The organism is Clostridium sp., assembly GCF_051278035.1.
Lineage (GTDB): Bacteria > Bacillota > Clostridia > Clostridiales > Clostridiaceae > Clostridium_AD.
Genome location: NZ_JBNMNU010000156.1, coordinates 1 through 10,171 on the forward strand (window position 1 = coordinate 1; position 10,171 = coordinate 10,171).

Sequence of the window (10,171 nt, forward strand, 5' to 3'; positions counted from 1 at the left end):
GTAATGTAAATTTTAACTGAGCAAAAGTGTCATATTGAAAACATGAGTAAAGAAATAGTAGATGTTGATGGAATATTAAAAATAACATCTGAAAGTATAATAGGCCACATAGAAAAGGCAAGTATTGTGGATAGACAAATGGAAGAAACCGAAAGGCAACTAAGCGCCTATAGTAAGAAATTAATATAGTGTTTTATTTGATTTAAATCACATTTTAAATAGGTCTAAAGGGATAGAATGTTACTAACAAGTAATTAAATGAAAAATCTAATTGTATTTTAGGGAGGCTTATTATGGAAAAGTATGTTTGTATAGTATGTGGTTATATTTATGATCCAGCAGAAGGTGATAGTGATGGTGGGGTGTCTCCTGGAACAAAATTCCATGAGATTGATGAAGATTGGGTCTGCCCGTTATGTGGAGTACCAAAATCAGATTTTGAAAAAGTAGAAGAGTAAAATTTATTACAACTATAGAGTAATAATTATTAACATCAATAATAAAATATGAAGGAGAAAATATAATGAATATTATTAGAATGAATGAAATAGAAGGCAAGAAAAACATGAGAGGCGTTGTAGCTAAACAACTTATAAGCCATGATAATACAAGAGTTATGAATTTGAATTTACAGCCTGGAGATGAAGTTCCCCAGCATAAAGTTCCTGTTGATGTATTTTTTTATGTTGTTTCTGGTAAAGGAACAATACAAATTGGAGAAGAAAAAGCTGTAGTTAACGCAACTGATATTATTGTTTGTGCGCCTAATACAAACATGGCACTATGGGCAGACCAAGGTGAAACATTTAGTGTTTTAAATGTTAAAACACCAAATATCAAATAATCAGCCATATTCACAGATATAAAAAAACCCCCACATCACTTACGTGATGTGGGGGTTTAAATTTCAAATCTGCTCTATATTGTTAAACCTTAAATTTTTCTATAAGTATATCCAAAGTCTGAGCTAAATTATAAAGTTCATTTGCTTGTGTTTTTACATTTTGTATGTCATTTAATTGGTTAGCTGCACTAGCATTAACTTCTTCGGCGGCAGCTGCTGACTGCTCAGACACAGCAGAAATATTGTGTATATTAGAAGTAAGTAGATCGCTGTTTGTTGACATTACTTCTATGCTTTCACTCATTGATACAATTTTTTCTATTATACTTCCAATAGATACGTTTAACTTCACAAAGCTGTTCTCTGTAAGAGAAACGGCTGAACTTTGATCTTCTACATTTAATTTAATATTATCCATATTTACTGCTGTAGTTTTAGTAGTATCTATAACTCTAGTAACTATATCTCTTATATTTTCAGCAGAGGAACCAGACTGTTCGGCAAGCTTTCTAACCTCTTCAGCAACTACAGCAAAGCCTTTTCCAGATTCTCCTGCCCTTGCAGCTTCTATAGCAGCATTTAAGGCTAATAGGTTAGTTTGAGTGGAAATATTTAGTATTGTACTTAATATTTGACCAATATCTTCAGTCTCCTTTACTAAAACTCCAATACTTTCAGCAATCTGTGAAACTCCATTTATAGTGCTTTCATTTTTTGTTTTGAGTTCTTTAAATGCATGCATTGTCTTTTCGCTGCTAGTTTCCATCTCTTGGCTTTCTATATTTATTTCGCCACTATATTCTCTGATTTTGGATAAGTTATTACTAAATTCAGTTGCGATTTCAGAGGCTTTGTCTGTTTCAGAAGCCTGTTGTTGAACACCTCTTGAAATTTCATCTATGACTCTAGATATTTCTTCAGAAGAAGAAGTAACTTCATCTGCTTGCCCTGTAAGGTTTTCAGAAAATTTTAATACATTAACTGAGGAGCCTTTAATTGATAAAACTAGGTTTTTAAAGCTAGCAAGCATATTAGAAAATCTTTTTCCTAATTCTCCAAGTTCATCAGAACTATTTATATTTGTTAATACAGTCAAATCACCAGCTTCTCCTTTTTCCATGGCTTCTTTCAATTGATTAATTGGACCTGTTATGTTTTTAGAAACACGTAAGCCTACAATTAAAGCAGCTACAATAAATACAAAGAATAAGGCTGACAGTATTAGAGCCAAAGAAAGAATTTTAGAATATACCTCACTGGTATCCAGCATTCCAATTAGCTTCCAACCAGACTTTTCGTTGCTTAAGGAATAAATAAATTTATTTGTACCAAGAAACTTTGTTTGGATAGAATAGTCTTTTTCATCCATTATTGGTTTCATCCATGATACTTCACTTTTATTATCAAAAGCATTATCTATCTTTTCGTCTTTTGTATCAGGGTTAGTATTTACTCTATCAGGATTTAGGTTTTTTTCTAATAAATCTTTGTTTTTAGTGGCTAATACTACGCCGGTTCTATCTAACAGTACTATTTCACCGGTTTTTTCAATCTTAGTATCGTTAAATAGCTGAGCGATATTAGTTATGTCAATGTCTATACCAGCAACCCCTATTGGTTTTCCTGAGTCGTCTAATATAGTTTTTGTAGCTGTTACTACCATCTTTCCAGTTGCTATATCCTTATAGGCATCCTGCCAAAGTACTTCATTATTGGCAATTGTATCTTTATACCAGGATCTCACTGTTGGATCATAACCTTCTGGAAGACTTGTTTTAGGAGATATATGCATGCTTTTGTTTTTAGTTGCAACATAAACATTTAATATTTTGGGATTACTTTTAATTATTCCGCTAAGTTCTTTTTCTACTAAATCTCCTTTTGGATTTGATAATGCATCTTTTGCTATGGAGTTTTCTGTTAGCTGAGCTAACGCCACTTCATAAGCATTATAATTTTCATCGATAACATTGCTTACACCTTTTACAGATTTTTCTAAGGAGCTAATATAAGATTCTTTAAGACTATTATATAGGATTACATTTGAAATAATAGCAGTAGTACACATAGGGACTATGATTATTAATAAAAAGGTTGTAACAAGTTTTTTGTGGATAGTTTTAATTTTCATTTAATTTGCCTCCTAAATATTATGTCATTTCTATCATCGTACTAAATTTGGAAAACTAAAGAGTAAAACAAAACAAAAAGTAGAATATGCAAAACAATGCAAGAATATACGATATAACCTTCGTAAAGGTATAAATGATATGGTTAAAGACCTTTTTACATGGAAAATAAAACATAGGTAGAAGCATGAATGCTTCTACCTATGTTTTATTTATCGTTTGTAAATCCTTGATCCTTTATTGAACCATATACTTTTGGAAAGTAAACAAATTTATATATATTTGAAGTTAGTAGACTCCAATTTCCTTCTTGAGCATCTCTACCAATTTCTTTTAAATAAGCTTCCATTTCTGTGTCGTATTTATCAATGGCAGGCTTTAATATTTCAGTATTATATTTTTCTTTATGTTTAAAAGTTTCAAAAGCCATTCTTGGTTTTTGCCTCGAGTTATCAGAAGGATAACCTAAGGCAAGTCCTGCAACAGGGTAAGTGTACTTTGGTAATTCTAATAATTCAATTATTTCATCAGGACTTTTTCTAATTCCTCCAATAGGAACAATTCCTATCCCTAAAGATTCAGCAGCTATTATAGTACCTCCCATAGCTATTCCTGCATCAAAGGTTCCAGCAAGAGTTCCTTCCATGCTTTCGTGAATCACCTGTGAATTACCTGTTTTTTCACCAGCTAAACTTGTTTTGTAGAAATCCATGACAAAAATTAAAAATACTGAAGAATCTTCAATCCATTTTTGGTCTCCAGCTAAATGGGCCAATTTCTTTTTCTTTTCTTTGTCTCTCACTACAATAATAGAAGTTTGCTGGCCATTTATAGAATTTGGCATGGCTTGTGCAGATTTCAGAATTTGGTCTAAAACCTCCTCCGGTATATCTTTATCTAAATAAGATCTTATAGATCTATGATCTTGAATTAATTTTATGGTTTCATTCATTTTATACATCCCCTTAGTATAGTTTAATTTACGTTATTAATCATTACTGTTAAACGATAACAATAATCATTAACAAAATTATACTCCTAATGATTTTTAAAAGCAAGCTTTTACTAGAGCGACTATTTATGGATGAATTTATGTAAGTTAAAGGTAATAGCAGAAAGATGAGAAAGATTGACTCACTTTTCATCTACGTGTACAATGAAATAGTTAGCTTTCTAATTATTATAATTCTAATCAAAAGGAGGGAATAAACATGAAACATGAGTTGCATTACATAGTACGGATTTGCCACACCCTTTGTAACAAAAAAATCTTGCAACAAACATGTACCTTAGGATTGTCACCGGGTCAACCAAAAATTTTGGAGTTTCTAGAATATAACAATGGTTGTGAGCAAAAAGAAATTGCTAAAGCTTGTGAGATCGAGCCAGCCACGGTTACTAATTTATTAACCAGAATGGAGAAGATTAATCTAATTGAGCGAAAACAGTTAAATGGAAATCGACGTTCTTGGCATGTTTTTTTAACAACGGAAGGAGAAATAGTGACCCAAAAAGTCATGAAAATTTTTGATGAAGTGAAAAAGAAAGCCTTTGAAGGATTTACAATGGAGGAACAGGTAGAGACATTTCGTCTACTGACAAAGATGTCTGATAATTTATCTGATTCTAAACAGAACAATGAAAAAAGTGAAGGGGAGTGATACTCTAGAATGTCAATTCGCGAGGTAGTGAAACGTTATTTATTTTTTGTTTTAGGTTTATTCCTGATGGCGGTGGGGGTTGCGTTATCGACTCGATCTAATTTAGGAACTTCTCCTATTTCATCTGTACCATATGTGTTAAGTTTGGGATTGTCTATGACGATTGGTCAATTTACCTTTTTAATGAACTTATTATTTATTATTTTTCAAATTTTATTATTAAGAAAAAAATTCAAGTCGATTCAGCTACTTCAAGTTGTGATAGCTTTTATATTTGCCTATTTTACCGATTTTACTATGGGATTGTTTTCATGGATAAATGTGACGAATTATCCTGCTCAAGTAGGATTATTTGTACTTAGTTGTTTAATTCTTGCTCTTGGAGTCAGTATGGAAGTGACTGCTGATGTTGTCATGATGGCTGGTGAAGGAGTCGTTAGTGCCATCTCAAAAGTTACGAAGAAGGAATTCGGAAAATTAAAAGTAGCTTTCGATGTTACACGTGTAATTTGTGGTTTGATTTTTTCGTTTATTCTTTTTCATCGACTAAATGGAATAAGAGAGGGAACGGTTTTAGCATCTTTATTAGTTGGAACCCTTGTTCGTTTAATAAACAAAAGGTTGAGTTTTATGGATGCTGTATTTAAAGGTAAATCGACAACTTTGAATACGAGTGAAGCTTTAACAGTTGCTCAAAAAAATCACCCACTAGTAGTGACAATTAGTCGTGAATATGGTAGTGGAGCGCTTGATATTGGTAAAAAAATATCAGCCGATTTAGGTATTTCTTTCTACGACACGCAAGTATTAAAAACAGCTGCCGAAGAAACAGGCCTTTCCGAAAAACTTATTGAGGAAAACGACCAATTTGTTCCAAATTTGTTATTGAATCAGTTATTATCTCAAGAATATGCCTTTTCTAAAAAGGAGAAAGATCCTCTAAATGCTATCTATGAATCAGAAAAGAGAGCTATTATGAAGCTTGCCAATACCGAATCTTGCGTGATTATGGAACATTGTTCTGATTCCATTTTAGCTGATTTTCCAGGCAGCTTCCATGTGTTTATTCATGCAGATAAAGCAAGTAGAATGAAGCGTATTCAATATGAATATGGAATATCAGAGAAAAATGTCGAAGAAACGCTACACAAAACTGATAGGGCAAGAGAAACCTATTATCAAATCTATGCAGAACGTAAATGGGGACGTGTTAAGAACTATGATTTGACAGTTAATAGTGCGGTATTTGGATTAGAAAAAACCACTGAATTAATCGAAGAAGCCATTAAAGAAAAAGAGGCTTCATATGAAAACTAAATCACTTATACTCGTACGGAATATTATAAAAATGAAAATAATGCAGGGTATGAAAGTATATACACTGTATATTTGTGGATAGGGAAAGATAGTGTTAAGGGTATGTGTATGTATAAAGATAATAGTGAAACCTTGGAGCTTTTTAGGTGACATAGGCGCTGCTATACAAGAATATGCAGGAAGTAATGGATACTCGGTAGCTAGGGATTTTGGAGGACATGGGGTTGGACTAGATATTCATGAGGATAATGTTTGACAGTAAAAGAAGCAGTAGAAACTCTTATGAATGGAGACGCTTCAGGAAGGGTGCAAAGATAATTAAAAATTTCATTTTGTAGTAGGTATAGAATGGCGTAAAGGAATTTATGATAAATAAAGTTAGGGCATGGATTTATAAATAATCTATGCTCTTTTACTTTGGCATACTGTATAGGTAGGTGTTATAATGGGGATATGTTTATAAAAATAGTGACAAAATATTAATGTAGGACCACTTAAACTATTTAAATGAACACTACTATTTTTACTATCACAAAACGGGGAGGACAATTTATATGAAAAAAGATAGACGAACTTTAAAACTTAGCATATTATTCTTAGCAGTTTCGTTTTTATTATACTTCATTAACTTTATTATTTTTAAAGACCTTCACCATATAGTAGTATTTATGACTGAAGACCTAGCATTTATTCCAATTGAAGTGTTAGTTACATTTGTAATTATTGATCGAATACTGGAGAAAAGAGACAATAGAAAAAAGAGTCAGAAGATTAACATCTTAATTGAAATATTTTTTGAAGAGGTGGGAAATGAGCTTTTGTGCAAACTGGCTTCAAAGGATAAAAATTGCTGTGAAATAGGCTGTTTAATATCAGAGATAGGTGAAGTCTTTGATAATGATTTTAATAGTTTAAAAAAAGCTATTGACAATCATAAGGATAACATCGAACTAGGAATAGAAGATATTTATAACATCTATGAACTTCTACAAACAAATAAAGCTGTTTTTATTAAATTCTTAGAAAATCCTTATTTAACAGAGCATGATACATTTACAGACTTAATACAATCAATTACTCATTTGTATCACGAAATAAAATTTAGAAATAGGAATAAAACATTAAGTGAGGCTGATATGATTCACCTAAGAGCAGATGCTATAAGAGTGTATAAATATCTCTCAGAAGAATGGTTAGTATACATGGATTATATTCAAAAGGAGTATCCGTTCTTATTTAATCTTGCTATGAAAAATGTACCTTTTAATGACAAAATAATTAGTTAGCAATCTATTTGAGAGGAATTTAAGATTATTCAAATATGGGTAGCATACACAAAAAAAGTAGTTGATTTTTAACTACTTTTTACTTATGAGAAATTAACAATATGGGCGTTATATTTTAACGGTAGTTATTTTCTATGACCTAAAAAATTTGCATTGATTTCTTCCATTGATTTTGCCTTGATAGAGGGCCTTGTCCGCATTAGCGATAGTACCCTTCATGGAATACTGCTCTGAGTATCGGCACAAACCTATAGTAATCGTAATATTTTTATCTATTCCTTCATATCTACAATCTGCTACTGCCTGACTTATTGCATTTGCCTTTTTAAGGATAGTTTCCGGCTGACCATTCATTAATACAATTAAGAATTCCTCGCCACCCCATCGTCCCACAATACCATCATTACCTACAGCTGAATTCATCACTGTCGATATTTTTTTTAGAACTTCATCTCCACGTTCGTGTCCATAGGTGTCATTAACGTCTTTGAAATGATCAATATCTACCAACGCAATGAAAAAGTCTTTATTTTGTTCGATCAATTGATCTGTTTTTTCAAGCATGAGACGTCGGTTCGGAAGCTTTGTAAGGTAATCTGTTTTTGACATAATCTCCATTTCCTCAAGAGCATTCTGCAAATCTGCAGTCCGTTCATCAACAATTGACTCAAGATTGATATTAACATGCTTAAGTTCTGACAAAATAGACTGCTTATCCAGTGATAGCTGCTCAGCTCTTGTTAAAGCATTGGAAAACTTTGCAGATAAGGTGTATGCCTGGGTAAATGTAAATATTGCAACACCTAGTGGAATAAGCGAGGTCTTATTAGCAAGTGTCACTTGATAAATAAGATCATTTACAAAAGTCACCGCCAAACAAGCAAACCCAAGCAAAACAATGCTTGCAAATGGATAACATTTCAACACACCGACCAACAACCGAACAATAGCATAGGTTATCAAAGCAAACCCAAATATAGCGTAAATAATCAATAATTTATCAAAAATACTATACGGCACTAACAAAACTAAAAGACCAAATATTACTCCCAGGGAAACACTAACTTTAATAAACCATTTAGCAAATAACCCTTTTAAGGCATAGTATAAGAATCCACACAAAGCCGCAAATCCAACAAATACACAAAAATAAGCCGTGCGCCCATAAATAAAAAAATCAATGCCAAAAATACTTGGTAGAAAACGTTCCCCTACCATTAACATTCTAAGTGCAAACAGTAGGCAAAAAATACTAAAATAAAGTGGCGCCCAATCTTTACGCCTCATGATATAAATCCCTAGATGATAAATTCCCATAATGAGTAACATGCCAAAAAGAAAGAGATCCCTTCCTAAGCCCATTTGACCTTCTTTGGAAATTTGATTTGCCAAACCAAGTCTAGGTGCTACAATCGAGCAATCTCCTGCATGAAAATCTGAGGTATTATATATCAATTCTACTTCATTACTTTGTGGATTAAAATATGTGCTTAGTAGTTTATAAAAAGGAACACTATTCTTTTCAGTGGTCCCGATTTCCCCTACTTCACCAGCTAGCTTCCCATCAATAAAGAGCTTAAATGATGTCAATACAATGTCAGTCCTTAGTCCATAAGCCTTGGTTTTATCAGGTAGTTTAACCACTAGCCTCATGGTACCATAGAATTTGTTTTCAGCAATTGGCTTGGACAATTCCATGTTTTTTCTGGTGCTAGGTACAGCAATTGGAGTTGGCAGAACATCAACGCCTTTCTCAAAGTCTTGGTGGGTTATGAATTGATTAAAGTAAAAGGACCACTGTCCATCTAATCTTATGATTCCGTTATCCTCGAAGGACCAATTACTCAAATCCAAAAAGCCATCAACAGGTTTAGGTGGCTTAGGATTCGTTGATTTATTGGAAAATACTACCCCCATGATCTGAGGGATTAGTACTAATATAAAAGTAACAATTAATAATAATTTCTTATTCATAAGTTTATCCCTACTTATTTTAATCTAGCCCCATCAGTGAAGTAAAACGGCTTCACTGAGGGCGGGTTGTCGCATTTATTAAAGTCATTCGAGCAATATCCATTTGGAACATATTTTGTGGGAATAAATCCTAACTTAGTTAATGATATTACAAAGAATTAGAATATTACAAAGCATTAGAATATTAATTATATATTACCATCCTCTTCGGAATATTCCAACTCTTTTAAATAATTTTTAGTTTAGTGTCTTAATAGATTTATATATACTGTAGCTTAAAAGCTTTCCATGGTTTAATAAGCTATATTTTAATGAGGCATATATGACGTTCTACTTTTGCGGTGGTGAATTAGGTTCATTACTAGGGACATTTTTCTGGAGGTTGAGGAGGATATGATGAAAAGGAAAGAATTAATTGTTCAAAGAGTGATTTACTAAATAGTTTTGTTATAATAAAGAACAAGGCGATAATGGTATTAGAATTTAACAATGTAGAAATTGGGAAAAATGTCTCATAGTGAAATGCCATGGGTAAAAACTAGATATGTATTAAGGCCAGAACAAGGAAGCGACAAAATTATTTCAAAAGAATATATTAAAGATTATTTTAATAGAGTTAGAGAGAAATATAATTTTAGTTTAAAAAAAAAGGAAGGTGAATATCATTATGAAGATTGTAGGTAAGGAAATTTTTATCAGATTTTCAGATGAATTAGATGCAGAAGCATTGTGTGACTTGAATATTCGAAACAGAGATTTTTTTCAAGAGTATTCCATACTTCGGGAGGATAATTATTATACCATAGAATGGCAACGTGAATCTTTGAGTAATTGTTTAAAACAGCGAGAGAATGGTGAAAAATATTCTTTTGGAATATTTATAAAAGATACAGAAAAGTTAATTGGAGATATTTCTTTATTTAAAATAGAACGTGGTCCAGCTGAGTGTTGTATGGTTGG

At 32.3% G+C, this 10,171-nt stretch carries 11 protein-coding genes and 1 pseudogene; 9 read left to right on the forward strand and 3 right to left on the reverse strand.

Features of this window, described 5'->3' with window-relative positions:
- Positions 1 to 42 precede the first annotated feature (42 nt).
- The 3 genes from ACJAX4_RS18650 to ACJAX4_RS18660 all read left to right on the forward strand — a co-directional run bounded on the left by ACJAX4_RS18650 (position 43) and on the right by ACJAX4_RS18660 (position 844).
- Positions 43 to 189 carry a hypothetical protein gene (locus tag ACJAX4_RS18650; RefSeq protein ID WP_435790940.1) on the forward strand — a complete coding sequence of 49 codons (147 nt, stop codon included), beginning with the start codon at positions 43 to 45 and terminating at the stop codon, positions 187 to 189.
- Positions 190 to 293: 104 nt separating this feature from the next.
- Entirely contained in the window at positions 294 to 458 is a 165-nt protein-coding gene (gene rd / locus ACJAX4_RS18655; protein WP_435790941.1) for a rubredoxin, read from the forward strand.
- 65 nt (positions 459 to 523) lie between these two features.
- Complete coding sequence (locus ACJAX4_RS18660) at positions 524 to 844, forward strand: cupin domain-containing protein (protein ID WP_435790942.1); 321 nt, start codon at positions 524 to 526, stop codon at positions 842 to 844.
- An 82-nt stretch (positions 845 to 926) separates the two neighbouring features.
- On the opposite strand, the gene ACJAX4_RS18665 is transcribed toward ACJAX4_RS18660, so the two are convergent.
- A complete protein-coding gene (locus ACJAX4_RS18665) occupies positions 927 to 2,975 on the reverse strand; it encodes a methyl-accepting chemotaxis protein (protein ID WP_435790943.1) in 2,049 nt (682 codons plus the stop codon).
- Positions 2,976 to 3,181: 206 nt separating this feature from the next.
- The gene (locus ACJAX4_RS18670) at positions 3,182 to 3,925 is read right to left on the reverse strand and encodes an NADPH-dependent oxidoreductase (protein WP_435790944.1); all 744 of its coding nucleotides are present in this window, start codon (positions 3,923 to 3,925) and stop codon (positions 3,182 to 3,184) included.
- Between the two features lie 259 nt (positions 3,926 to 4,184).
- On the opposite strand from ACJAX4_RS18670, the gene ACJAX4_RS18675 reads away from it, so the two are divergent.
- The 4 genes and pseudogenes from ACJAX4_RS18675 (at position 4,185) to ACJAX4_RS18690 (ending at position 7,237) form a co-directional block, all read left to right on the forward strand.
- On the forward strand, positions 4,185 to 4,634 hold the full coding sequence (locus ACJAX4_RS18675; protein WP_435790945.1) for a MarR family winged helix-turn-helix transcriptional regulator: 450 nt from the start codon (positions 4,185 to 4,187) through the stop codon (positions 4,632 to 4,634).
- A 9-nt stretch (positions 4,635 to 4,643) separates the two neighbouring features.
- The gene (locus ACJAX4_RS18680; RefSeq protein WP_435790946.1) at positions 4,644 to 5,951 is read left to right on the forward strand and encodes a DUF6198 family protein; all 1,308 of its coding nucleotides are present in this window, start codon (positions 4,644 to 4,646) and stop codon (positions 5,949 to 5,951) included.
- 88 nt (positions 5,952 to 6,039) lie between these two features.
- Positions 6,040 to 6,198 (forward strand): annotated as a pseudogene (locus ACJAX4_RS18685) (M24 family metallopeptidase); the annotation flags it as partial.
- A gap of 307 nt (positions 6,199 to 6,505) precedes the next feature.
- The gene (locus ACJAX4_RS18690; RefSeq protein WP_435790947.1) at positions 6,506 to 7,237 is read left to right on the forward strand and encodes a hypothetical protein; all 732 of its coding nucleotides are present in this window, start codon (positions 6,506 to 6,508) and stop codon (positions 7,235 to 7,237) included.
- A 132-nt stretch (positions 7,238 to 7,369) separates the two neighbouring features.
- Here the strand turns inward: ACJAX4_RS18690 and ACJAX4_RS18695 are convergent, their stop codons facing one another.
- Positions 7,370 to 9,211, reverse strand: coding sequence for a sensor domain-containing diguanylate cyclase (locus ACJAX4_RS18695; RefSeq protein WP_435790948.1), 1,842 nt, complete (start codon positions 9,209 to 9,211; stop codon positions 7,370 to 7,372).
- Positions 9,212 to 9,718: 507 nt separating this feature from the next.
- Between ACJAX4_RS18695 and ACJAX4_RS18700 the strand changes: the two genes are divergently transcribed.
- Positions 9,719 to 9,895: a hypothetical protein gene (locus ACJAX4_RS18700; RefSeq protein ID WP_435790949.1), complete on the forward strand. Its 177-nt coding sequence runs from the start codon at positions 9,719 to 9,721 to the stop codon at positions 9,893 to 9,895.
- Positions 9,879 to 10,171 (forward strand): GNAT family N-acetyltransferase (locus ACJAX4_RS18705; protein WP_435790950.1); only part of this gene is annotated, 293 nt, incomplete at its 3' end. The genes ACJAX4_RS18700 and ACJAX4_RS18705, both read left to right, overlap by 17 nt.

Bases quoted from the DNA above. Each gene is read 5' to 3' on its own strand.
- ACJAX4_RS18700 (WP_435790949.1), top strand. From the start codon at position 9,719: ATGTCTCATAGTGAAATGCCATGGGTAAAAACTAGATATGTATTAAGG.
- ACJAX4_RS18690 (WP_435790947.1), top strand. From the start codon at position 6,506: ATGAAAAAAGATAGACGAACTTTAAAACTTAGCATATTATTCTTAGCA.
- ACJAX4_RS18650 (WP_435790940.1), top strand. From the start codon at position 43: ATGAGTAAAGAAATAGTAGATGTTGATGGAATATTAAAAATAACATCT.
- ACJAX4_RS18695 (WP_435790948.1), bottom strand. From the start codon at position 9,211: ATGAATAAGAAATTATTATTAATTGTTACTTTTATATTAGTACTAATC.
- ACJAX4_RS18665 (WP_435790943.1), bottom strand. From the start codon at position 2,975: ATGAAAATTAAAACTATCCACAAAAAACTTGTTACAACCTTTTTATTA.
- ACJAX4_RS18680 (WP_435790946.1), top strand. From the start codon at position 4,644: ATGTCAATTCGCGAGGTAGTGAAACGTTATTTATTTTTTGTTTTAGGT.
- ACJAX4_RS18660 (WP_435790942.1), top strand. From the start codon at position 524: ATGAATATTATTAGAATGAATGAAATAGAAGGCAAGAAAAACATGAGA.
- ACJAX4_RS18670 (WP_435790944.1), bottom strand. From the start codon at position 3,925: ATGAATGAAACCATAAAATTAATTCAAGATCATAGATCTATAAGATCT.
- ACJAX4_RS18675 (WP_435790945.1), top strand. From the start codon at position 4,185: ATGAAACATGAGTTGCATTACATAGTACGGATTTGCCACACCCTTTGT.
- rd (WP_435790941.1), top strand. From the start codon at position 294: ATGGAAAAGTATGTTTGTATAGTATGTGGTTATATTTATGATCCAGCA.